At 46.6% G+C, this 24,344-nt stretch carries 16 protein-coding genes and 2 tRNA genes; 6 read left to right on the forward strand and 12 right to left on the reverse strand.

Annotated elements, in window-relative coordinates; genetic code table 11:
• The first annotated feature begins 5 nt into the window (after positions 1–5).
• Complete coding sequence (locus ONB37_08470) at positions 6–1,592, forward strand: right-handed parallel beta-helix repeat-containing protein (protein ID MDZ7400181.1); 1,587 nt, start codon at positions 6–8, stop codon at positions 1,590–1,592.
• 212 nt (positions 1,593–1,804) lie between these two features.
• The gene (locus tag ONB37_08475) at positions 1,805–2,776 is read left to right on the forward strand and encodes an aldolase/citrate lyase family protein (GenBank protein ID MDZ7400182.1); all 972 of its coding nucleotides are present in this window, start codon (positions 1,805–1,807) and stop codon (positions 2,774–2,776) included.
• A 23-nt stretch (positions 2,777–2,799) separates the two neighbouring features.
• On the opposite strand, the gene ONB37_08480 is transcribed toward ONB37_08475, so the two are convergent.
• The 3 genes from ONB37_08480 to ONB37_08490 form a co-directional block, all read right to left on the reverse strand.
• Positions 2,800–3,999: a PP2C family protein-serine/threonine phosphatase gene (locus ONB37_08480; GenBank protein ID MDZ7400183.1), complete on the reverse strand. Its 1,200-nt coding sequence runs from the start codon at positions 3,997–3,999 to the stop codon at positions 2,800–2,802.
• Positions 4,000–4,069: 70 nt separating this feature from the next.
• Positions 4,070–4,417, reverse strand: a complete 348-nt coding sequence (locus ONB37_08485) for an STAS domain-containing protein (protein MDZ7400184.1) — start codon at positions 4,415–4,417, stop codon at positions 4,070–4,072.
• A 354-nt stretch (positions 4,418–4,771) separates the two neighbouring features.
• A complete protein-coding gene (locus ONB37_08490; GenBank protein MDZ7400185.1) occupies positions 4,772–5,899 on the reverse strand; it encodes a M42 family metallopeptidase in 1,128 nt (375 codons plus the stop codon).
• 670 nt (positions 5,900–6,569) lie between these two features.
• On the opposite strand from ONB37_08490, the gene ONB37_08495 reads away from it, so the two are divergent.
• From ONB37_08495 to ONB37_08510, 4 genes are all read left to right on the forward strand, one after another.
• A tRNA-His gene (locus ONB37_08495) sits at positions 6,570–6,643 on the forward strand.
• Between the two features lie 113 nt (positions 6,644–6,756).
• Positions 6,757–6,829: transfer RNA gene (locus tag ONB37_08500), tRNA-Glu, on the forward strand.
• 1,202 nt (positions 6,830–8,031) lie between these two features.
• Positions 8,032–11,526, forward strand: a complete 3,495-nt coding sequence (locus ONB37_08505) for a S8 family serine peptidase (protein ID MDZ7400186.1) — start codon at positions 8,032–8,034, stop codon at positions 11,524–11,526.
• A gap of 681 nt (positions 11,527–12,207) precedes the next feature.
• Positions 12,208–13,203: a Gfo/Idh/MocA family oxidoreductase gene (locus tag ONB37_08510; GenBank protein MDZ7400187.1), complete on the forward strand. Its 996-nt coding sequence runs from the start codon at positions 12,208–12,210 to the stop codon at positions 13,201–13,203.
• A gap of 78 nt (positions 13,204–13,281) precedes the next feature.
• On the opposite strand, the gene ONB37_08515 is transcribed toward ONB37_08510, so the two are convergent.
• From ONB37_08515 to ONB37_08555, 9 genes are all read right to left on the reverse strand, one after another.
• Positions 13,282–15,054, reverse strand: a complete 1,773-nt coding sequence (locus ONB37_08515; GenBank protein MDZ7400188.1) for a class A beta-lactamase-related serine hydrolase — start codon at positions 15,052–15,054, stop codon at positions 13,282–13,284.
• 246 nt (positions 15,055–15,300) lie between these two features.
• On the reverse strand, positions 15,301–17,352 hold the full coding sequence (locus ONB37_08520; protein ID MDZ7400189.1) for a PBP1A family penicillin-binding protein: 2,052 nt from the start codon (positions 17,350–17,352) through the stop codon (positions 15,301–15,303).
• Positions 17,327–18,274, reverse strand: coding sequence for a hypothetical protein (locus tag ONB37_08525; GenBank protein MDZ7400190.1), 948 nt, complete (start codon positions 18,272–18,274; stop codon positions 17,327–17,329). Before ONB37_08525 ends, ONB37_08520 begins: the two co-directional genes overlap by 26 nt.
• 114 nt (positions 18,275–18,388) lie before the next feature.
• Entirely contained in the window at positions 18,389–19,258 is an 870-nt protein-coding gene (locus tag ONB37_08530) for a site-2 protease family protein (protein ID MDZ7400191.1), read from the reverse strand.
• A gap of 236 nt (positions 19,259–19,494) precedes the next feature.
• Positions 19,495–20,286 carry an SAM-dependent chlorinase/fluorinase gene (locus ONB37_08535; protein ID MDZ7400192.1) on the reverse strand — a complete coding sequence of 264 codons (792 nt, stop codon included), beginning with the start codon at positions 20,284–20,286 and terminating at the stop codon, positions 19,495–19,497.
• A gap of 26 nt (positions 20,287–20,312) precedes the next feature.
• Positions 20,313–20,483 (reverse strand): hypothetical protein, encoded by a 171-nt coding sequence (locus tag ONB37_08540; GenBank protein ID MDZ7400193.1) that lies wholly within the window; start codon positions 20,481–20,483, stop codon positions 20,313–20,315.
• A 21-nt stretch (positions 20,484–20,504) separates the two neighbouring features.
• Positions 20,505–21,362, reverse strand: coding sequence for a formate dehydrogenase accessory protein FdhE (locus tag ONB37_08545; GenBank protein ID MDZ7400194.1), 858 nt, complete (start codon positions 21,360–21,362; stop codon positions 20,505–20,507).
• A gap of 183 nt (positions 21,363–21,545) precedes the next feature.
• Positions 21,546–22,742: a phosphoglycerate kinase gene (locus ONB37_08550; GenBank protein MDZ7400195.1), complete on the reverse strand. Its 1,197-nt coding sequence runs from the start codon at positions 22,740–22,742 to the stop codon at positions 21,546–21,548.
• 126 nt (positions 22,743–22,868) lie between these two features.
• Positions 22,869–24,161: a 4-hydroxybutyrate CoA-transferase gene (locus ONB37_08555; protein MDZ7400196.1), complete on the reverse strand. Its 1,293-nt coding sequence runs from the start codon at positions 24,159–24,161 to the stop codon at positions 22,869–22,871.
• Between the last annotated feature and the right edge of the window lie 183 nt (positions 24,162–24,344).

Raw genomic sequence — 24,344 nt, forward strand, 5'->3', positions numbered from 1 at the left:
TTCCCATGAAATTTCTAGTACCCAAATTAATTCTGTTGATTCTGTTTTCTCACATGGATTGCTCTGCTCCTCAAGAAGAAAACTCCGGGCAAGTAGTTGGACCCAATACCGCTATTTTAGCATTGGGGGATTATCAAAAAATTGTATACGTTTCAAAAAGCGCTGCTTCAGATCAGCAAAATGATGGCTCCAAATCCCATCCCTGGGCATCAATTCAATTGGCTCTGTCCCGGATCAACGATACAAGCCCCGATAAGCGCTATGCGATTTTGGTAGCCGAAGGAGTTTACGCTGGTGAAACCATTCAGATGAAACAGTATGTCGATCTATTCGGTGGCTTCGATCCCTCTTCTTGGCAACGAGATATTTTCCGATTTCGGACTGTTCTGAGTGGCCGAGATAGCAATCGGGTGATTATTGCCGCCGATTCTGCCCGATTGGATGGATTTGTGATCAGCGGAGGCCAGTTTTGCGGCAAAGGAGCAGGGGTGCTTTGTGCAGGTGTTTCACCAGTAATTACAAATAACGTCTTCACCATGAATAAAAGCCTCGCGCCTCGGCCCTGGAATCCAAAATATCGCCATGAAATCGGACATGACGGTGGGGCAATTTATTGTGAGAATAGAGCAGCTCCAATGATTGCTCATAATTTGTTCGTGAATAATGCCACTGAGGTGGGTCGGGGAGCGGCAATAGCTTTTCATTCGCACTGCCAAGGTAGAATCCAGAACAATGTATTCATTTCAAATCAGTCTGGCATAGCAGACCCCATGCGCAGCAGCGATGGCGGTGCCGTGTCGATTTTCGATTGGTCCAGCCCAATTATCGAGGGAAATATTTTTCTGAATAACCAGGCGTTGAACAAGAACGATGCTGGTGGTCTCTTCGTCGCCCTATGGTCCTCGCCGATGATCCGAAGAAACCTTTTCGTTGGGAACGAGTGCACGGATGACGGCGGCGCGTTGTTCGTTGGCGGCCAGGAACATCGTTATGACCGACCTCTGGATGAGCTGCCTGGGCCAGATCAGTTTTTCGTCACGATAGCCGAAAATACATTTATCGGCAATTCCAATCCATCGCGAAATTCGGGAGCTCTTCGATTTACGATGGAGGCTCGGGGTGAATTTCGCGATAATTTCACTGCCCACAATAACGGCGTCTATTTTCAACGATGCGAGGCCACGATTTCTAATAACATCATCCTCGATAACTTTCTGTTGGTTGAGACCAAAACAGGATTGCACCCCTGTACGGTTAAAGATAACCTTATTTGGGGTGATTTCGATGTACAGGCTAAGGCAATTTTATCCGACAATCAAATGTTATTGAACTCAAGCCAGAAATTCCCGAGCCGTTCGGATGATGGAGCCCATTGGATCGCGACAAGTTCTCGATTCGATCGGACGATGTATTTGACCACCTTTTATTTTCCCAACGCCCATCTTCGACCTAATGAACTGAAGCATCGAGTGATCAAAATCGGCGATCGCTGGGGAGTGATTCGCGACAACGACACTCAAACCGTTTCGGTTTGGGGTGATTTTTCAGGCCAAGTGGAATTGATAGTACTGCCCACGATTCAGAAGGATTAGGTATTATCATGAACAGCTTCAAATCCGAGTAAGTGAATCCATAAAAAATTTGTCCGTCATTTGCAGGTTGGAAATGAAGTTTCTTTTTTAAATGGTCAAGAGATTCTCCTCCGCTTTTTCTCATTCATTGAGATACGGAATATCCAAAAAATTTGCAAAGGCATTTTCAAGCTGAAAACAAAGCGACTTAATTATTTCGGAGGGGCGAGTCAGTGAAAAACATAAATCGTCTTTGGGTCGTTTTAACATTTTTTTTGATCTGTTTGAATTACTGTGATGCCCATGCTCAGCAAGAGGATGCTAAAAAATATCAGCCGAAGCGGGTCAACAAATGTATTGAGCTTCTGGAACAAGGGCAGCCAATTTATTATATCGAAGCATATGGAGGCTATGAGGAGGGCAAAAAATTAGCTCAGACCTGGGCCGATTTCATCTATTTCAATATGGAACATCAGCCGTTGGATTTTGGGCTATTGCGAGAGTTTATGTGCGGTTTGGTTGATGGTGGCCCGACTCCCAGCGGCCACCGGACGCCGACGGTGATCGCCATTGTACCGGTGCTGGGCCTTGATGCGGCGACGTTCAAGGGGGGATCATGGATGATTCAGCAAGCTCTGGCACAAGGGGTTCATGGGGTCCATCTTTGTCGGGCACAAGATCCTGAGGCTGTCCGGCTTTTTGTTCAGGCTGCTCGTTATCCCTTTCAGAAAGCTGGCGTCGAACAGGTTGGTGAAGGTGTTCGTGGCTGGGGCAGCCAGAAATTTGCCGCCTGGGTCTGGGGCATCGATGAGAAGGAATATCTGAAAAAAGCCGATGTCTGGCCCCTCAACCCTGACGGGGAACTCATGCTCGGTTTAAAGATCGAGGATAAATTCGCCTTACAAAATGCCGAGCAAAGTCTTGCTGTGCCAGGGATCTGTTTTGCTGAACATGGGCCGCGGGATATGGGGCTTTCCTATGGCTATCTCGATGGTCGTGCAGATCCGCCTGTCCCACCTGAAGTAGCTGCGGCAGGAGAGAGAGTGCTTTCCGCTTGCAAAAAGAACGGCGTGTTCTTTCTCGATAACGTTTTACCTGAAAATGTGATCGAGCAGATTAAAAAAGGGGTGATGATCGGGGCTGGTCGGCGTCAGGACTCGGCTGAAGTTGGAAGGAGATATACCAAGCGGATCATGCCATGGTGATGCGGAGCCCAGAAGTGCAATGATTAGGCCAGTCGCTTCACCACGACTACAGTGACATCGTCAAGCCATCGACTCTGTTCGCCGAATTCATAGGCTGAATCGATGATCTTGTTGACTAGATCGTTAGCGCTGAGCTGTTGATATTCCAGCACAAGCTTGGTCAGCCGCTCCAGTTCAAACGGTTCTCCGAAACGATTGAGACGTTCAATGAGACCATCGCTATAGAGGATGAGAACGCTTCCTGGATTTAAGGTGGCAAAGCCGCGTTTCAATTTCACTTCAGGCAAAGGTCCCAAAACGAACCCACCTTGATCTAGCGTTTGAACGTTGTAGCCTGAGATGATGATCGGAGGAGGATGCCCCGCGTTGCTATAAACCAGATTCCCATTAGTTTCGATTTCTCCATAAAACAGCGAAATGAACGAAGTTGACAGCGTACTGCGATGAATAACACGATTTAATTTTTCCAACGTCGGGGTCAATTTTAGATCTTTTTCAAGACCCATTCTGAGCCCAGTCACCACATCCCGCACCAGTAGCGCTGCTGGTAGCCCATGACCGCTGGCATCACCGATCGCCACTCCAAATGTGGAATCATCGAACACGATGAAGTCGTACAAATCACCGCCCACAATATCCGCAGCGATAGATTTTCCTGCGATGTCGAATCCTGGGATCTGCGGAGGCGCTTTCGGTAGTAAGCTGCGCTGAATGTGTTCGGCTTGATGCAGATAATTCTGAAATAATTCACTGGACATTCTGGCATTGAGCACTTTTCGGATCGTATTCAGAGAAAAATCGATCTCCTCTCGATCCCAATCCCGATGCAGCTCGAAAATGAATAGCCACATTCGATCATCTTTCTGAACCATGAAAGCTGCCGGAGTAGATTGATCCCCTCCAGCGTTTGTGGCGATCAGTCGGCTCAAATTTGGATCATTAAAAATGTAGCTACCGTGTTTGATAATCAGTTGAACCGCTACATTGCTTAATGGCAATTTTTTTTCAAGTCGGGTACTGTCCTCTAAATTGACTGATTCAACTAACCGAAAATGGTCCAATTCCAACTCGTACAATCGCCCATTTTGAATGCGCAGGTCACGACCCAACAGCATTACAAGTTCCTTGAGCACGACCGAGAGGACGTTATCGGCTCCGATCAAATATATTTCGGAGAGGAATTTATCTAATTTTCGATAGAATTCTTTAGGGTTCTGTAACATAAATGAGATGGTCGTTTGAGGTCATTGGTTAATAGGTTTGCCAGGGGAATATTTGGTAACGGTTTCGCAATTACAAACCCAGGCTCACCCGAGCCTCTTCAAGGCTATCGTGAAAATTAAAAAATTGGTGCAGTCGAGTTAATGTGAGCGCGCCCTGGATGAAATCGTTTGCCCCAATCAGCGTAACTTTATCCTCGCCCTTCTGAGATGCCAATGTGGAAGCGGTAATGAGGATCGCCAGTCCAGTACTATTGATGCGATGCACCCTTGCCAAGTCTAATACAATATGAACCACCCCTTTGCTGATCAAATCCTTTAATTGCGACTCGAACCGCTTGGAGTCGGCAGGTTCACCCAACATCTTTCCTTCAAAGGCAATCACTCCGATATTGTCAATAATTTGACTATCAATTTCCATAAATCCTCCAGGCTGCTCACATTTCTGTTTCGGATCATCGAGCCGCGCAAGGCAACATGTTTCAAAACACCGCTCACCCAATCTGGACAAGACACGTTCGACGAATACTTGCCTCTTGTTGTGAGTGGTGATGAAATCTCTATTGCGGCGCTCGATCAGCGAGACAAGATGCCGAATCCGAACCAAGCAAGGATGATGATCAATTCAAATCAAATGCAAAAATCAGCGGGATTCGATTCCCCCTCCATGGATTTGCTGGATCAGGCCTCTTAAATCAACTCGAAATGCCGATCGACTTCGGCAGATGAAACCCAACAGTAAGGATTCCAAGAAGTATTAAATTCAGATTCAATATTAAACAGAGATGAAACTGGTCGCTGTTCGCGTATCCAACGTTTGAATAACATGCAAAACCAACTGGATCGTTTGCTCAACATCGTCTAAACAAAGGATTCCGACATGAGAATGAATATGCCTTGTTGGAACGCCTAGCACAATACTCGGGCAACCTGCTCGAACCAAATGAATCGCTCCCGCATCTGTTCCTCCGCCCGCCGAGGTCGCAAATTGATATGGAATATTGTTTTTTTCGGCAACTTCAATAATGAATTCCTTGAGCGCCTGATTGGGGATCATCGACGCATCATAAGCGCAGATCGCTGGACCTTTGCCCAGTACCGCCTGCGCTTTCTGGGAGTCAACCCCAGGGATATCCCCAGCAATTTCCACCTCCAGTGTCAGGCAAACATCTGGATCAGCTAACCATGCTGCTGTTCTGGCTCCCCGCGCACCCACTTCCTCTTGAATCGTTGCCACCCCTATGACCGTGTTGGGATGAGATCGGCCCTCCTCCTTGAGTCGCCGAACCACCTCAGCCGCAATAAACACACCGATCCGATCATCGAAGGCTTTGCCCATGGCCAAAGTGATTGTCCCTTTCTCAATTACCTTGCCATTTTCTATCTCGTAGCCTTGTTTTTGAAAGGTCGAAAAGTTAGAAAATGGAATAACTGGATCACCGATCCGCACCCCCAGTTTCTCAGCCTCTTTCTTATTCGAGCAGCCGATATCGATAAACATCTCATCAAGCTTGACGAGCTTGTTCATCTCTTCAGTGGTCATCACATGAGGCGGCTTGGCAGCAATAACACCTGGGATATCTCCCCGCTTCGTTCGGACAATCACCCGCTGGCCTAACAAAACCTGATCGAACCAATCTCCAATGGTGTTAAAGGATAAAAACCCTTTCTCATTAATGCTCGAAATAACAAAGCCGATTTCATCGATATGCCCTGGCAGCAAGATGATTGGGCGAGAGGTACTGCCGATTTTTTTGAACAAACATGAACCCAATTTGTCGAAATAGATCTCGTCGCAAAAGGGTTCAACGTAGTTTTTAGCAATTTGAATTGCTTCACGCTCAAAACCAGATGGGCCGAAACTGTTGCTAAGCTGCTGTAAGAATTCTAAGGATGGATTCATCGGTGCTGCCTTTCTTCGATGATGCGGTTCATGAGTTCATTATACAAACTCGGTTGCGATGATTCTTAATTCCAAAGTCAAGTGATGCAGCTATGGATCATGTTGTGCCAAAAAATGTTCAAGAATTGGAGCGAGTTTTTTTTAATCGTCCAATGAAACACCTGAAACCTCTTCCTCTATGGTGCTATCAGGATTGGGTAAATTCCCTAATTTATATGCTTTGATATTTTTAAAACGCTGGCAAATTTAATAAATCAAAATCGTAAAGTCAAGCAGTTTTTGGCTGAAGCAAATGTCTGTCTCTTGCGCTTCTTGTTATTTAGTATCGAAGTCCGACCATAGTTACGGCGGGATAAGCGAATTGTTCCTTTGCCGAGCAAAAATCATTTTTTATCTTACAAGTGATCAATAGAATGTAAAATGGGGCAACCAGTTTTTGAAATTGAATTTGGTCAGCTAATAATTTCTCGTTGAGATATGACGATCTGATTTCGATCCTTGCGAAAGGTTTCTTTTGTCAAAACAACCTTAGTTTTGTCAAACCAGCCAACCAAATCGAGCGTGATGCTTCCTTATAAGCTAACCGCTTATGGCTGAATATGCTGAAATTTGCCGATTTTTTTCTTGCATTTCAGAAAAAAATAGCTTATATTTAGCCACACAAAAAATGGAGGGTGTAGCTCAGCTGGATAGAGCACCAGGTTGTGGCCCTGGTGGCCGCGGGTTCGAATCCCGTCACTCTCCCTGGTTAGGGAGTGGTTAAAGGTGCATTGCGGAGAATGATGGCACTAATCTGATTCATGCGCACGTAGAAGGCCATCAATCTCGCAAGTGCGCTAATGCCATTCACCGAAACTGTCCCCATCGTCTAGTGGCCTAGGACTTAGGATTTTCGATCCTACAACGGGGGTTCGATTCCCCCTGGGGACGCTCAAACCAAACAGCCGTGAAAAAACTTCACGGCTTTTTTTATTTAAATCTGAAATTCCATAATGAAATTTTTTTCGGACGCCCACGGACCACGCAATATTAGGATAAAAGCGCTTTTTTCGAGTTATAAATCCTTCCTCATGTTTCGTGGTCTAAGGCTTTTTATAATTCAGCGTTATGGTTCAGCATTGCAATTTAACGACAAATTTTCCTGCTGTGTCGAATTCTATTTCAGCAACTCTCATGCAAATCCCCCGATCAGTTGCTTCTCATATTATTCGATTATTTTTAAAATTGAAGTTATGATGATGCGAAGCGAATAATCAAAATTTGGGGCGAAAGTTCTTTTATGATTGCATTGAATGGCTGTTTAAATCTCTAGCTAAGCAAATATGAACGGGTGCTATTTGAAAATATTTTCATTCGGATTTCGAGCTCACAATGAGTTTTGGAGATCTATAAAGACAATCTAAGCGAATTTCTTTTTAATCTGTGCATGACGTTCGAGTTGCTCGAATCCTATTTTAAATTGTATTCCGCTGCTAGTCGTCCTTCGACTTTATTTGTTGCACCACTTTGAAACCGAAATTGAGCCTCGCAATATCATTTGGCCTCAAGATTGAAATGATTTTTTAATTCGTGGGTAAATCATAGAATGTGGTTCTGAATACATTTTTGTAAATTTGAACCAACAGAGTTTTGTTTCTGGCGGGGGAATGCTCTCATTATCATCAAATTCTGTTCGATGATATTGATGGCTGACATCTTGATATGCAATTTCATGAAATGCAAAACTCGATATTAAATTCTGTTAATCGCATACAAATCACTTGAAAATTTTCCGTTTTTTATATTTCTTGTCCCAATAAATGATCGATTTGATGGGCTTTGCATCTTAAACTTATGGGATCGAAACGGGTAATGGTCATCATAAGGGGAACAGGGGAAAGATAGTCGAGTTTATGGTCCGATTTTCATCATCGAGATTCAGCCGCTATGCTCGGAGAAAGGGAAGAATCGCCTCTGTTTGGACTAAATTATGAGACAATTTCGATCGAAATTTGGCGGCTCATCGTCGCGAGACCTTTATTGCAGCAAAAGTCATAGCCCTTTTGGATATGATGGAGGGATTTGTTCGACCATAAATTGCTAAAGGAATTCCTTTGACCCATATAACATTTTAACCAAAAGTAGGAGTCGTTATGAAGAGAATTGGTATGCTGTTGGTGTTGTCAGTGATTTGTGTGGCTGGCGTGAGGCTGGCTTATGCTGCTCAACCTTTTGAACGGGTGAAGATGGCAGGGGCACAAAATATCGCTATTTTGGAGTCGTTTGACAAGGGCGATCTGCCCGCAAATTTGGCAAGCAGCTTAGATCGCCTGTATGCCCTTTACAAGACCCAGAGAGATTTCCGAAGCTATGCGGAAGACAATAGGGTCCAATTGAAGGGAGACATGGTGGTAGCTACGATGCTGCCATATCAAAACCGAAGCACGGCCGACATTGATGATCGATTGCTGCAAAAATTGGGAGTAACGATCAAGGCAAAAGGGAAACATTCGATGCGGGTGGAGATCCCGATTGCAGAGCTTCGGCGTGTTGCCAATGCGGTTCAAGGCATAGCAGAGATCCATAATGTCATTAGGCCCATACCTGATGCGATCATCAGCGAAGGGGTTGCATTGATGAATGCCAATACCTGGCAATCAGCCGGTTATACGGGAACAGGAGCGAAAGTGGCTGTGATTGACGGCGGTTTTGCTGAACTAACGGAGGCCCAAGCCAATGGCGATATTCCCTCGAGCTATTATTCGCTTGATCTGACTGGTCGCGGTCTGGAAGCTTATGCTGATGGTGAACACGGAACGGCTGTTACAGAGGCGGTTTACGATGTCGCTCCTGGAGCAGCTTTGTACCTTTATAAAATAGACGATCTCACCGATCTGGAGGTTGCTAAGAACGATGCGATCAGCCAGGGGGTGCATGTGATCAATCATTCAATGAGCTGGTTTGGTCTTTCCTATTACGATGGTACAGGCGGCGCATGTAATGTGGCGGCAGATGCCATTGCCAATGGCATCACCTGGGTTAATTCCGCCGGGAATCATGCGGAAGATCATTATCGGGCGGTCTTCGTGCCGACCCTAGATAATTTCCATGACTTCACGGGCACAGGGGAAAAATTAAATCCAATGGGGCCAGACCCCGGTTATGTTTGGCTGTTTCCTGCTGGAGTAATTATTCAAGTGTGGTTGAATTGGAACAATTATCCCACCACCAGCGAGGATTACGATCTCTATCTTTACAAATGGAATCCATCCAACTCGACGTGGGAAGCTATTGCCAGCTCCACCAATCGCCAATCGAATTCCTCGCCTACCGAGTCGATAGCTTATTTGAACAGAACTTCAAACGCTCGCTATGCTGTGGCGGTCAAAAAGTATTCGGCTACAACGAATGTGGACTTCACCATTTTTGCAAGCTATGGGTTGAGCTATCATATGGTCGAAAACAGCATCACAGATCCTGGATCCCATAGTGATGTGGTGACTGTTGGAGCTATTGGCGCAAGTTATTATAGCACAGGACCTCAGGAATATTTCAGCGGTCAAGGACCAACGACAGACGGCCGACCCAAGCCTGATGTGGCTGCGCCCGATAGTTGCGATAGCTTCGCTTATGGCTATTGGCAGGGCACTTCCCTTTCATCTCCGCATACTGCAGGGGTATGTGCGCTCATTAGAAGCCGATTCCCGAGCTTTTCTGAGTCGGAGATCAGGAATTATTTATATACGAAATGCACATTTGATCTGGGCGATCCTGGCCGTGATAATGTCTATGGCTGGGGCAAAGTGCTGTTACCCAATTTCGGTGAAATCACTGTGACCAGCCCCAATGGCGGGGAAGATTGGGCAGTCGGAAGCACCCATGCAATCACCTGGACTTCGAGCGGCACTTCTGGCACCGTGAAAATCAATTATTCGGTCGATAATGGCAATTCCTGGATCCCCATCACGGCTATTTGTCCTGACACTGGTGCTTTTCGATGGACCATTCCTAATACCCCATCGAGCCAGTGTCTCGTCCAGGTGGCTGATACGGCCATAACCCCTGTGGACAAAAGTGATGCGGTATTCGCGATTACATTGTTAAGCATTGCTGATCTTCGGGCCTCGGTGCAAGGCAGTAGCATTTTGTTGGAATGGAGCCCTGTGAATGGCGCGGAGAGTTACAACGTCTATCGGGGCACAAGTTATGATTTCGTGCCAGATAAGATCGGGGGCAGCAATCGGATTGGCACCCAGATAGTGGACGAGGATCCTGGAACGAATGGCATCCAATGGACAGATACCGGCAACGGCGCGACGGTGGTAGGCGACGTGAATGTCTATTATTGCTATCGGGTGACGGCAGTGGTGCCCAGCCAGTCGTTTGAAACCGATCCTTCCAACCTGGCGCTGGAGTTCGATTATCCGCTGATCACGACTGGCAGAACAGACATCAATGAAATTGCTGTGTTGGTAAATACCCAGAATACTCGTAAGCCTATTTCCACTGCCGAGGAACTGGCGCAAGCCATTCCGAATTGTACCGATGTCTATTATTGGGATGCAGCAGGGCAGGGGATCGTTGGCCATCCAAAGGGACTGCCGTTCAGCAATTTCAGCATCATCCCTGGTTACCCGTATATCGTTAATGTAGTGGCTGATACGGTGTGGACTGTGGCTGGCAGTTATGAGATGCCGCAGTTCAATTTGATAACGACTTCGGGGACAGATATCAATAACCTGACCGTGCCGCTGGAAAAAGCTGGTCTAACAACGGCCGAGGCGCTCGGAACTGATATCTCCAACTGCACCGATGTCTATTATTGGGATGCCGCAAGTCAAGGAATCGTGGGCCATGTGGTGGGTTTGCCATTTGCAAATTTCTCGGTGCAAGCAGGTTATCCCTACTATGTGAACGTCACTGCACCAACGACTTGGCCAGCGTCTGGAACGATGCTGTCCACGGCGCCGACAGGGCTGCTTCGAAGCGGATCGATGGCTCCGAACAAGGCTCGGGGTACTGCTGGAGCGCCCCATATCGCTTTCGGCAAAATTAACTCCAGCTCATCCCAATGTCTTCCAAAGGATGGTTTTAAGATTAAAGCATGGATCGCTGGTCGGTCTGAAGAGATCTTGACCCAAGATGACATCGGCACTGGCTGTGATGGCTCTTATTGGTGGGTTGCAGTCAGCAATTTCCCATCGAAATGGGCTGTCGGCGATACGCTGCACGTGATCGTGAGCCATGATAAAATTGGGCTCAACGCTCAAGCGTCAGTGAAACTCACTAACGCCGGTTCTGATTATGCTGGAGAAGCTCAAACAATCGAGGCTGCAACAGGCATTAGCGATCAAAAGGGGAATACATCCCCCAAATTGATCCTGCAATCCAGCCATCCTAATCCTTTCAATGCAGAGACTGAGATAACATTTCGGCTCACCAGCACAGGGCAGGTGAAAGTTCAACTCTATGATGTGACTGGGCGTTTGGTTCGCACGATATTTTCGGGCGTAAAAGAATCTGGCGAGCATCGGGTTCTTTGGAATGGTCGGGACGATGCGGCTCAGCCAGTGAGCTCGGGCATCTATTTCTGTGTCATTGAGGCGTTTGGTGTCCGAGAGATGATCAAGCTCGGCTTGATAAAATAGCAAGGATCGCATCACAAATGAACATCAAAATTCGATTGAGTCATTCAGCCGTTCGATTTTTTCATTCATTTGTGATGCGTTCGAATTTTAATATTCATGAGTGCCAATCTGGATTGTCTCGCCCATTTGATAGATTTTGTTTCCCACAGATTGAAGCTTACGGATTTCAATTTTCTCGGAGGATGAGGACGGAAGTTCAATCTGTGGGAAATAAATTGATTAATTGAAGAAACCATATTCGATCAAATCTCTCTCTTTATCCAGCACCTTCCTGTCAGAAAAAAGCAGCCGCAAAACCCTATTGAATTCTACACCCCTTCTGAACGTCTCGGTGAAATCCAGGTTTCAGTACCTCAAGAATTCCAAATGGAGCCAAAATTGCATTTTCATTGGTTCAAGAATATTTCCAATGAATCCATTTGATGGATGGCGAAAAAAGAGATTGACACTCTGTGGATATTTTGCTATTATTATGTCCCGCTATGGGTTAAATTTGCTGCTTTAGGTTCACGATGAGTTTCAATTGTCCTTTTTCCAAAATTGAGAGTGAATCCACAAGCTTATCGGCCATATGTTTTTCAATCAAACATTCGCGATATTGGCTGAAGTTTGGATTTAAGATGAAGCAAACTTTGATTATTTTCGATATGAACCGATGAAATTTCGACATGGAGGCACCAGATGAAAAAGGTTCGTTGGGGAGTTCTTGGCGCAGCCAAGATCGCGCTCCAAAAGGTGATCCCGGCGATGCAGGCCAGCCGCTATTGTGAGGTTATTGCTATCGGATCTCGAAGCTTAGAAAAGGCGCAAAAAGCCGCTGCTCGATTGGGAATTCCTTTATCATTCGGCTCATACGAGGAATTGTTGGCAAGGGATGACATCGATGCAGTTTATATTCCTTTGCCCAATCATCTCCATGTGCCTTGGTCCATTCGGGCGTTGCGAGCTGGGAAACATGTGCTATGCGAGAAGCCGATCGCGCTATCTGCGCTGGAGGCAAAAGAGCTGTTGATCGAGGCGCAACGATATCCTCAGCACAAAATCATGGAAGCGTTCATGTATCGCTTTCATCCACAATGGCAGCGGGCCAAACAATTAGTTGAGAATGGTGAGATCGGCGAGCTACGAACTATCCATTCTTTTTTTTCTTATTACAATGTGGATGTTACCAACATCCGTAACCAGGCGGAGATCGGTGGCGGTGGTTTGATGGATATCGGTTGTTATGGCATTTCACTATCTCGGTTCATTTTTGCTGCGGAGCCGCTGCGCGTGTGCGGAATCATGGAATTTGACCCTCAGTTTCAGGTCGATCGTCTGACCTCAGCAATACTGGAGTTCCCGCAGGGCATCGCCAGCTTCACTTGTGCCACGCAACTGATCCCATATCAACGAGTGAATATTTTCGGTACGAAGGGCAGAATTGAAATCGAAATTCCGTTTAATGCCCCTCCCGATCGTCCCTGTAAGATCTGGCTTCAGATAGGGAATGAGCTGAAAGAGATCCTATTTCCCATCGCGGATCAGTATACGATTCAGGGAGACCTTTTCTCATTGGCAATTCTCAATAACACGGTTGTTCCCACGCCGCTGGCAGATGCGGTTGCCAATATGCAAGTTCTCGATGCCGTGCGCCAAAGCGCTCAGGAGAAAATCTGGATTGATTGTTTATTTTGAGAGATTACATCTAAGGACCATCCCAGTTGAACAATGATTGGTGAATTTGATAGTATTTGATCGTTTCCGCAGGTTGGTTCAGCGTTCAATTTCCTTTTTGTTCATTCGCTGCTTCAAGCAGCTCTTTTCGAGCCAACGCTGAAACGTTCCCTCGATCACGCAATTATGGCATAGATCCGTTGGCAGTAGAATGATTTGTGCATTTGACTCGAGCGATTGCCCATATTTGAGATGAGCCTTATTAATCGACCTGATGAATTGCTGATGTTCTTCCGCAAGATGATCAGTATAAATGCTTCGTAATCGGTTGTGTTTGTCCCGGCGCAGCCAGGGGATGATTTGATCGGTCAAATCATAAAAAGCGTCGAATAAAAATAGCTCCTTCACCTGGTGGTCCATTCCGCCGCGAACCAAGGAGAGGATGGCTGGTCGATAGCCCCCACTATGGGCTGAAATGATGATTTTGCCGACTTGGACATAATGAATCCGATTTTCTGATTTTAATATTTGCAGGATTTCTTCAACAAACCGTTTTAGCCCACCTTCATCTTCCATTTTGCCACCACCAGAATCCGAGGCCCTGTAAGGGCCTTGGGCGAAGATCAAAATGGCATTTTTGTTCGATGCAATCAGTTGTTGCACCATGTTAAACTGTTCCATAACATTGAGCACATCGTTATTCCAGCCATGGAAATGGACAATAAGATCGATCGACTGATCGACCTCGTGGAACCCACGAGGAATGACGATCACGGCGCTGCTATCGCAATAATGAGGATCAAACGGGAAAAAGCGATCTTTATACTGATGGCCTTGGCTTCGGGAACCATGGGGAAAAGGGGCATGTCTCAAAAAGACCCGACACCACTCGCCGCTCGGGAAGCTATTCCAATCGATCGAGGTTGAGTAGGGTCGATCGAGGCCTTTGTCTCCAGTAAAAGCGTTCCACACGATTCGGCTGGCATATGCCGCTGCCAGCACCCCGAGATTCTCAGGGCCGTCGCGGTGATCTTGAATTTGATCACAAAAGATCGCAACGGCAAAATCAACTCTGGAGGAAAGCACTAAGCCGACATCAACGCGCACCGAAGTGACACCACCAGTTTTATGCGCGACTTTGATATCAGGAGTGATTTCGATCGGCAAAAAGCGCGGGATCATGTCGTTATATTGCTGCTTGGCTAAAATGTCAATCATCGTTTGGCAGGCCATAGAGTCGACCAATTCGCTTCGATACAGTTTTTCCAGCAATAGTACCATATCTTCTGGAGTTGAAACCCCTACGCCATAGCGAATCGATTCTGGGGAATCGGTCTTCGTCACCCATGACATCAGTTTGTTCAGCAACCTGGTCTGCTTGAGGCCTAATGCGCGCATTCGGTCATTCACGGCAGATAATTTTTCTTGATGATTTTTGCCCAGCGCATCGATGACCAGATTGGTGGCGGTGTTGTCGCTGATGGTGATCATCATCATCACCGCGTCGATCAATTGGTGTTCTGTTGTGCCAAAGAAATATTGATACAGGCCAGATCCGCCCCATTTATTGGAATCTGCTAATACCATTTTTTGCGTGGGATGCACTTTTCCTTCGGCGACTTGATAGAAATATTCGACCATAATTGGCAGTTTGATCGCGCTGGCGGTTGGAAATTTTTCATCAGCCCGAAAAGATAAGACCTGGCCGGTTTTCAAATTTTTGGCCATTATGCCCAAACGGCCACCAAATGACCGCTCCAAAGCGCGCATTTGTAGGGCAATATCAGATTGATCCTGACAATAGAGCGGTGTAAAATACCAGCAAGTTACAAGAATAAGATTCAGAACAAAGCACCAGACGATTTTTTTCATCGCAAATAGGTTCATAGCACCAACCAATGTTAGTGAGGTTCAAATTTTCAGAGCTAAAAAAAGACTACTAATTTTGCATTCAAGCGAATGAAACTCATAAAGTGTGTTCGATGTGCTTACAATAATATTTCATTTCGTGCAATTTTTAAACAAGAGATTCCAAGACCAGGTCGCAGGGTGAATTTTACTTAAATCATGTGGGCAACTCAGCCGAATCGATTCAATAGAAATTTGGTCAGTGCGTTATCAACGATTTCGATAGGCAGTGCTATCTATCATGGTGGATTGGTTGAAAATCTTTTTATGGTCTTCTTTTCGAGGGAGAACGGTGCCGATCTTCAATGCCACCTGCTGGGCATTCGGGTAATCGGAAGGCACAACTTCCCCAGTGGTTGGATCAACATATTCGAACAGGATGCCTTCGGGGATTGGGAAATCGCGATAACGTTCGGGCTGCAGCGCGTTTTCCATGAATCGGACCCAAATAGGGATCGCTGCTGCGCCACCGGTGAGCTCTCTATTGTTGGCATCTCTCACAGGACGGTTATCGTCATATCCAACCCAAACTGCGGTGACGAGCTCTGGGGTGAAGCCGATAAACCACAGGTCTCTGGCATCGTTGGTCGTGCCAGTTTTTCCTGCTGCTGGTCGGTGAAAGCCCCAGTCGCGCAGGCTCCGAGCCGTTCCTTCCTCCACCACGGCTCGCAGCATATCCAGCACCATATAAATGGACTGTGGATCTACCACCTGAGCACTGTGACTGGTGAATTCCCGGAGCAAGTTACCTTGGTAATCTTCGATAAATTTCAAAATCAGTGGCTCCCGCTTGATGCCCCCATTTGCAAACGGGCAATAGGCGCGGCACAGCTCCAGCGGCGAGACGCTGGAGGTCCCCAACGCGAGTGACAAATTCGGCGCTAAAGGACTGGTGATCCCCATTCGCTGAGCATATTGGACCACGGTTTCAGGGCCAATGTCGTAGATGAGTTTAGCCGTCACCACATTGATGGAATGGGTTAGTGCGGTTTTCAGGGTAATTGGACCACGGAATTTCCGATCGAAGTTCGGAGGTGACCATTTTTGTCGATCGAATTCAAACGTCACGGCAGAATCGACCACAATCGAAGCGGGGGTGTATTTGCCCTGATCGATCGCTGCTAAATAAACAAATGGCTTGAATGCCGAGCCCGGGAGACGGTTGTTGCTAATGGCGCGATTAAATGGGCTGGAGGCAAAATCTCGACCTCCAACCAGGGCTTTGACTTTGCCATTACGGGGATCAATCGCAACCAGAGCTGCTTGGAGATAAAGTTTCTTTTCCGCCTCACTGGCCAGTTCGTAATCTTTCAAGCCAATACGGCGATCGAGGGCCGATAGGCCGAACTGTACTGCTTCTTGGGCATAGTTTTGAAGTCGAGTGTCCAACGCGGTATAGATTTTGAGTCCGCCATAGGATAGAACCTCTGGGGAATACAGGTTTTCGACCATCCGTTTCACCTGATCAACATAATAGCTCGCTTTGCCCCAAAACAAGTTTAATCGTTTCAGTTGCAGGGGCTCTGCCAGGGCTTGGTCCTTTTCAGCTTCAGAGATAAAACCTGCGGCCACCATTCGCGACAGAACCAGACGCTGTCGTTCTTTGGCGAGGTCAAAATTTAAATAAGGATTATAGCGGCTCGGCCAGCGTGGAAGGTTAGCCAGAAACGCCGCTTCAGCCAGCGTTAACTCGTCAGCGTGCTTGGCAAAATAGGTCTCGCTCGCCTGTTCGATCCCAAAGGCATTCGATCCGAAATCGATCTGATTACAGTATGCTTCCAATATCTCCTCTTTGGTATAACGTTGTTCCATCTGACAGGCAAGCAGCAATTCCCGCACTTTGCGACCCCAACTCCGTTCAAAAGAGAAATATAAGTTCTTGGCCAATTGTTGGGTGATGCTGCTTCCGCCACCTGCCCGACGCCAGCGAATAAAATGGTTGAACAACGCGCGCATCAGGCCTTTTTTGTTAATGCCATGATGACGAAAGAATTCAGCATCTTCCATAGCGAGGATCGCTTTGATAAAATACGGCGAGACTTGTGAAAGGCGAACTTCCTTCCGATTGGTGAGCACCAGGATCAATTCGCCTGAGTCGGAATAAATTTCAGATGGAGTGCTTAACGCTAAATCATGCAAACGATCGGGCAACTGGGGCAGCGTCAATACCAGGCGGAAGAACAAAATCATCAGCATGACCAATAAACCGAGCAGCACTGCGATCCATGTTTTTCGTTTAGAAATGCTCGGCAGACGCTTCATAGCGCTCCTCCGGGTAGATGTAATGAAGCTCAGGATAAAGCTGATTGAGGTTTTCGATCAGCAGTTCAACGGCCAACTCGCTGGCCTCAAAAATATGAACCTCACTGTAAATTCCCTGTCTCACTTGAATACCCAATGGTACAACATTTCCGTTGGCATGACGGGCGATGGCTACTTTCTGAATGTTCTTGTCCCATTTGACCAGTTGAAAGGGATTATTGATGAGTTGCAATTTAATCGAAGTTGGAAGGTCATCAAAGGCAGCGAAGAACTGTTCGCGCGTGATGGTCCTGCCCGTAAATTGCTCCATCAAATCCAAGCCTGGCGACGCGATTTGGCTCGAATCCGCGATAGCTAATAAAAGCGCCATTGATGGGTAGCTATCTAATAGCAATTGCTTATCGCCATCTAAAAAATAAAAGCGCAAGCTGCTATCGCTGGTAACAATTTTGGTCCAGACCCATTTGCGACTATGGCTCAATTTGAGAAGATCGAAGGGCGAAACCATTTCCCCGGCCAAATTGGGCGGGAATTGGCTATATAATTCGACAAATTGATCTGCACTGAGGAACACGGAGCCGTGAATTTCGAGCCAATTTTTGAGCTGGGGGAGCGTATTGATCTGAGGTACCGGGGGAGATTCATCTGGTAAGGTTGCAATGATTTGTTTTATTTGTTCGTTAGCCAATCGGTCCTTGCGATATAATTCCCAGATCGTGCCCGACCTAGGCCGATACGGATTGGTCAGTTCAACAGCCGTTCCTAACATAATCTCGACAAAGTCAAACGAAATTTCGATGATGAACAACGACAATAGGATTGACAAGACAATGATTAGTTTTTTATGAGAGAATAAGCGAATCAATTTTGATTTGAAATGGGCAAATAGTTCTTCTTTGCCAGCCGTGGCTTGCTTTTTCATCTTTAGTATAAATTTTCTGATTCACTCCGGGCAGTTTTAAATATCTCTTGCAAATATTGAATCGCAGCATTAAGCTGAGCCATAGCTGCCTCGGGCTTCAACTGCCCAGTTTGTTCATCGGAAATAAAATGGCACTGGGATGAAAGATACGACGAAAATGACAAATGTGCCATAGCCAATAATCCGTCGTTTTTTGTCGAGTTGAATGTAGTCGTTTTCCGGAGCTGGATGATGGAAGCCTAACAACAATAGGAGTACGATCATCACCAACCATCCGGGATAGAAGAAGGCAGCGACGATGATAAAGGCCGCCATAGTGAGCTTAAAAATTCTCTGACTGTGATGGCCGAACAACGCATAAAGTACGTGGCCGCCGTCCAATTGGCCAATGGGAAGCAGATTTAAGGCGGTGACGAACAATCCCGCCCAACCTGCATAGGCCATGGGATGAAGCGCGGTATCATAGCCCTCTGGCGGTGTTCCGAGGATCAGCTTGGCGAGCTGAGAAAATAGCAACGATTCCCCCAAAAATAAGCTTTCACCTGGCAAACTATCCAACCGGACAAATTGAGAGTTCTTCAGTCCCAGAATGAGCACTGGGATCGTAAGGGTCAGCCCAGCAAGCGGTCCTGCAACTCCAACATCGAACAGCGCCCGTCGGTCGGGGATTCGTTCTTTCATTTTGATGAATGCACCCATCGTGCCGAACGGTGCAAAAGGAACCGGGATGAAATAGGGTAACGTCGCAGCAATGCCATATTTTCGGCACATTAGATAATGACCCATCTCATGTGCCAACAAAATGGAGACGATCGAGATCGAGTACGATATGCCATTGACCAGGTAGGTTGTCAGGATCGTCAGCAAAAATAAAATGAGGTTGATATAAGGTCGATCGCCTTTGATTCGATTCAATAAACGCAAGCTTTGTTGCGGCTGATATTCATAACTTTCAAATCGAAAATAATATTCTGGCTCTGGCATAACTGTTCCTCGGTGAAACGTTCCCTTTCCACAATTGGAAAACGAAATGAGTGAATTTAAGTTTTTCGAATCAATCCCATCTAATTGGGATCAAAGATGATGATGGAGCATCCCTATAGCTAAGTTTGATTTTTTCCCTGCAATTTCAATTCCAAAATTGAATCGTTGTGCATGCAGGAGCATGCCCAAAAATTTCGCTCAGGCCGCCTTCGGACAGAGCGTTTCATTTTCGAACCTCAACGATCATGTACCATTTTGAGGGTGACCTTGGTCCCTGGCGACGCGGACAATCGATTTTGAGCATTCCCATTCCGAATGGCGATCTCTAAAAATCCCGAGCTGCCCACAATGGCCAGCGGTTGACCAATTTCAACTTCGGCATAGCTCTGCGACAAATGTGGGATGGTCACATCTCCCACGCAAATGCGAAACTCGTGTTTCGGCAACTGTGTCGCCTCGATGTTAGTGATTAAGTTCCCGAAGCGATCACAATAGATCACTTTCCCGATGATTTCATGCTTCGAGACCGAAGGCAGATGGATCTGACCTCGATCGTAATCTGATGTCAGTTCCCCCAATTGAAGAATGTCGACTCCTAAAGAGAGATGCGCCGCGATCGGGGCGAAAATGTCTCGACCATGAAAGGTCTGGCTAACTTGGCCCAGGAAGAACCGCTTGTTTAACACTTCAACTACGGTCAAGGTTTCCCCGGCATGAAAGACATATTTGAGCAACTGGTTGTCTGGTGCGAGAAACCAATAGTCAGAGGATTTGACTGCGAGAATTTTGCGGTTCGTACCCACGGTGGGATCGACCACGGCCACATGAATGGTACCGCGAGGGAAATAGCGAAAACTAGCTTCGAGTACAAATGCCGCGGCAGCAACATCCTGAGCTGGAATATCATGGCTGAGATCGATGATCGTTGCTTTTGGGTTGATGGAAAGGATTACCCCTTTCATCGTTGCAACGTATCCATCCGATAGACCAAAATCGGTCAGCAGCGTGATAATGCCACTTGGTTTCATGACCGTTCTGGGTTGATATTGTATTTTTATTTGACCGAACGCAGGGTGATCTCAATGGTCTGCGGCTTGTCTGGAATTTTCAGTGAGCTGACCAGCGCAAAGGCGACATTCTTGACCATCTCCTGGACAAAAAGATTCATGGTCAGCTCATGGCCATTCACTTTCACAGAGACTTGGAATGATTCGGTATTTTGCATCGTAAATTATTCCTCGATTGATTAAAATGTTTCAAGATAAAATTTGATAGAATCAGATGTCTGATAGCCCATAATCCGAGCTAACAGATCGAGCGTGACAGTCTCCACATGTTCAACGCTTAGGTTATGGATCGGTTCAGCGATCGCTGCATCAATTGTCTTGATATAATTGTGACACTGATCGCAGCCATCGATGCGAATAGGCTTCCGATCCGAAAGAAAAATATGCTTTGCCTTGCTTGCATCTTGATTCAAACAATAGGGGCAACCGATGAATGGATAAGCCCATGTGGTATCGCAGATGCGGCACCACAGTTTTCGCTCCATCTGTCTTTCGTTCACCAGCGCCATGGTTGGCGCTCCTCCACAAATCGGACAGACCGGCAGCTCCCAATGGTACTGGAGCAGCTTCTTTGTGAAGAACTCTGAGCAGAGCTCTAAATAAGGCTCGGAAACGTATTCTACCAGTTTTTCAATAAGAATAGCTGGGATATTATATTTATTGGCGAGCTGCCGAGGCTGGACTTTGCTTCCGGTGATCTGGTCAATAATTAGATTTCCAAGCGGCAGCTTTCTTCTATCGTAAAGTTCCTCGATTCGAACGAGTAGCTCTTTGCTGCGATAAAAATATTGCTTGATGAGGGGGAAGATCAATTCAAAGATCAGCTCGATATTTCGATCATCAAAAATAAAATTGTCTTCGCCCAAAATCGGGAGCTTCTGACTGAAGCGGCTGCCGATGTCGATCTGGTTCAGCTTTTCAAAAGGAACTAATGCCACCAAATGTTTCATGCAGTCCAACTGAATATTGAACAGCTTATGGTGAAATTCCAGATAAGTGGCATAAAATTGCTGCAGTCGAGATAAATTCTCGCTCATTGGTCTCTCAGTGCTAAGATGCAGTGCTACATGAGTCAGGAAAAGTGGATCAACGATTAATGTTCTTGACCATTATCCCACCGATGTGCCTTGGTTTGGCAATGAATTTCAAGGGCGATGCCGAAAGTCCATGATTCCATCGGTGGGATGATCTGAACAAATTGCTTCGTCAATATCGATGCGCTATTTATCGCTCAAGGCTGCTACTCCAGGCAGGGTAAGTCCACCAAGAAATTCTAACGAAGCGCCGCCGCCAGTAGAGACATGGGTGACTTGATCGGTCAATCCCGCCTTTGCCAATGCTGCCACAGAATCCCCACCACCAACAACCGTGGTTGCACCTTTGCGGGTGATTTCAGCGAGCTTTTTTGCGATGGTCAGGGTACCGGTAGCAAAGGGCTCGATCTCGAACACGCCCATTGGCCCGTTCCAAATGACAGTTTTGGCGCCATCGAGGGCTGAGGCGAATTGTTCAATGGTCTTGGGGCCAATATCCACACCGATCCATTCATCGGGTATAGCCTGACCATCGGTCGTTTTGGATGCGGCTGTGGCTGAAAGCTCGGTCGCGATCACGTGATCGACTGGGAGATGGAATTTAATTCGTTGGGATTCAGCTTTCTTTAGCACATCCTTAGCAAGCTCCACACGATCGGCTTCGAGCAGCGATTTGCCGATGGGGATATTTTTGGCATAAAGCAGCGTATAGGTCATCCCTCCGCCGATCAGCAGGGCATCGACTTTGGCCATGAGGTTTTGAATGACATCGATTTTACCAGAAATTTTGGCGCCGCCCAGCACTGCAACCAGCGGGCGCTTCGGATTATCGATCGCATCGCCCAGATACTGAAGTTCCTTTTGCATCAAGTAACCAGCCGCGCGCTGCTTGAAATATTTGGTGACACCCTCGGTCGAAGCGTGAGCTCGATGTGCTGTCCCGAAAGCATCGTTGACATATACGTCCCCGAGCTTCGCTAACTTTTCGGCAAACCCAGGATCGTTCGCCTCCTCTTCTTTATAGAATCGAAGGTTCTCGAGCAACATCACCTCGCCATCATAAAGTTGATTGACCGCTTTTTCGACCTCTGGACCAATGCAATCGGTCATATATCGAACCTCCTGATCCAGCAATTGCGACAGTCTTCTGGCAACTGGCGCCATTCTCATGGATTCATTCACCTTGCCTTTGGGCCGCCCCAAGTGCGACATCAGAATGGCCCTGCCTCCTGCTTTAATGATCGCTTGAATGGTGGGCAACGCAGCTCGTATCCGCGTGTCATCTGTCACTTGCAAATTTTCGTTCAACGGTACATTGAAATCCACTCGCACTAACACTCTCTTATGTTTCAGATCTACATCATCAATCGACAGTTTCGCCATATCTTTGTCTCCTCAAATTGCTGAAAAATTCAGATTTTTGCTAAGCCTAAATCTTGCAATGCATAGGGTTCCCCTCGGGCTCAATTCTCTTAGCCGAGTAGGACAAATGCAATATGCCATTTGTGGTTAAATCAATTTTATTTTTTTTGCGAAATGAGTCAGCTCATCTCGGAAGTTGGGATGTGCAATGCTGATCAACGCTTGCGCTCGGCGACTCAAGCTTTTTCCATGCAAATATGCCACGCCGTATTCAGTAACGACATAGTGAACGTCGCCACGGCTGGTGACCACGCCTGCCCCTTCTTTCAGATGCGGGACAATTTTCGATATTGTGTCATTTTTGGTGGTTGATGGCAGGGCGATGATCGGTTTTCCTTCTCTGGAACGTGCTGCTCCTCGAATAAAATCCACTTGCCCGCCAAAACCAGAATAAATTTGATAGCCGATCGAATCTGAACAGACCTGGCCGGTCAAATCGATCTCAATGGCGGAATTAATGGCTACCATTTTATCATTCTGCGCCACAATGAACGGGTCATTGGTGTAATCCACAGGATGCATTTCGAACAAAGGATTGTTGTGTGCAAATTCGTACAGCGCCTTGCTGCCCAATAAGAAAGTGGCAACTATCTTGCCAGGATGCAAAGTTTTCTTGGCCCCAGTGACGATCCCTTTTTCGATGGCTTCCATAATTCCATCAGATACCATTTCTGTGTGAATACCCAGGTCCTTCTTATTTCCCATAGCGCTCAGTGCTGCGTTCGGGATGCCACCGATGCCCAGTTGAAGAGTGGAACCGTCCTCCACCAAATCAGCGATATACTCACCAATCTTTCGTTCCACTTCACTGGGGGGCGTGATCTCCAGGGTCGGGAGCTCCATTGATACCTCAACGATTTTGGTGGCCTTGCTGATGTGGATAAAGCAATCCCCGAGCGTGCGCGGCATTTTATCATTGACCATGACGATCAGTTTTTTGGCATGCTCTGCTGCTGCCTTCGTGGCTAAATCTTCAACGCCTAAAGACAAAAAGCCATGGGCATCTGGCGGTGACGTTTGGATGATGGCAACATCCAGCGGCAATGTGCCTTTGCCATGGACGAACAATTGCGGGATCTCATAAAGAAAAATCGGGAAATAGTCAGCTTTGCCTTCATTCACTGCCTTGCGGTCGGCCGGGCCCACGAATAGCGATTTATGCCGAAAATGTCCCTCCATGCCCGGGGCGGAAAGAGGATCTTCACCCAACAACAAGACATGAACCACATCTACATCACGAAGCGAATCCTTTCTGGCTGCAAGCGCCTTCACGAGGGGGAATGGAGTCGCAGCATTGCCTGAAATATAAACTCTATTACCACTCTCCACAATCGATACTGCATCCTCTTTCGTCGTCAATTTGCTTTTGTATTCTTCCATCCATCTCATCGTTTACTCTCTCTTGTTAAATTAATTATCATTGCTCGTTCTGATTGGTATTTTGAATTTGCGACCTGTGTCCTGTTGAATAAACCTGTAGTGTTTATCCATGCAATTTTTAAGTGTTACAATATTAGCATGGCGTGAGGATTCGGTTTTGGTTTATCATAACAGTAAAATTTC

The organism is candidate division KSB1 bacterium, assembly GCA_034506395.1.
GTDB lineage: Bacteria > Zhuqueibacterota > Zhuqueibacteria > Thermofontimicrobiales > Thermofontimicrobiaceae > Thermofontimicrobium.

Coding starts and splice junctions, on each gene's coding strand:
- ONB37_08470 (MDZ7400181.1), top strand. CDS start 6: ATGAAATTTCTAGTACCCAAATTAATTCTGTTGATTCTGTTTTCTCAC.
- ONB37_08480 (MDZ7400183.1), bottom strand. CDS start 3,999: ATGTTACAGAACCCTAAAGAATTCTATCGAAAATTAGATAAATTCCTC.
- ONB37_08485 (MDZ7400184.1), bottom strand. CDS start 4,417: ATGGAAATTGATAGTCAAATTATTGACAATATCGGAGTGATTGCCTTT.
- ONB37_08490 (MDZ7400185.1), bottom strand. CDS start 5,899: ATGAATCCATCCTTAGAATTCTTACAGCAGCTTAGCAACAGTTTCGGC.
- ONB37_08505 (MDZ7400186.1), top strand. CDS start 8,032: ATGAAGAGAATTGGTATGCTGTTGGTGTTGTCAGTGATTTGTGTGGCT.
- ONB37_08510 (MDZ7400187.1), top strand. CDS start 12,208: ATGAAAAAGGTTCGTTGGGGAGTTCTTGGCGCAGCCAAGATCGCGCTC.
- ONB37_08515 (MDZ7400188.1), bottom strand. CDS start 15,054: ATGAAAAAAATCGTCTGGTGCTTTGTTCTGAATCTTATTCTTGTAACT.
- ONB37_08520 (MDZ7400189.1), bottom strand. CDS start 17,352: ATGAAGCGTCTGCCGAGCATTTCTAAACGAAAAACATGGATCGCAGTG.
- ONB37_08525 (MDZ7400190.1), bottom strand. CDS start 18,274: ATGAAAAAGCAAGCCACGGCTGGCAAAGAAGAACTATTTGCCCATTTC.
- ONB37_08530 (MDZ7400191.1), bottom strand. CDS start 19,258: ATGCCAGAGCCAGAATATTATTTTCGATTTGAAAGTTATGAATATCAG.
- ONB37_08535 (MDZ7400192.1), bottom strand. CDS start 20,286: ATGAAACCAAGTGGCATTATCACGCTGCTGACCGATTTTGGTCTATCG.
- ONB37_08540 (MDZ7400193.1), bottom strand. CDS start 20,483: ATGCAAAATACCGAATCATTCCAAGTCTCTGTGAAAGTGAATGGCCAT.
- ONB37_08545 (MDZ7400194.1), bottom strand. CDS start 21,362: ATGAGCGAGAATTTATCTCGACTGCAGCAATTTTATGCCACTTATCTG.
- ONB37_08550 (MDZ7400195.1), bottom strand. CDS start 22,742: ATGGCGAAACTGTCGATTGATGATGTAGATCTGAAACATAAGAGAGTG.
- ONB37_08555 (MDZ7400196.1), bottom strand. CDS start 24,161: ATGGAAGAATACAAAAGCAAATTGACGACGAAAGAGGATGCAGTATCG.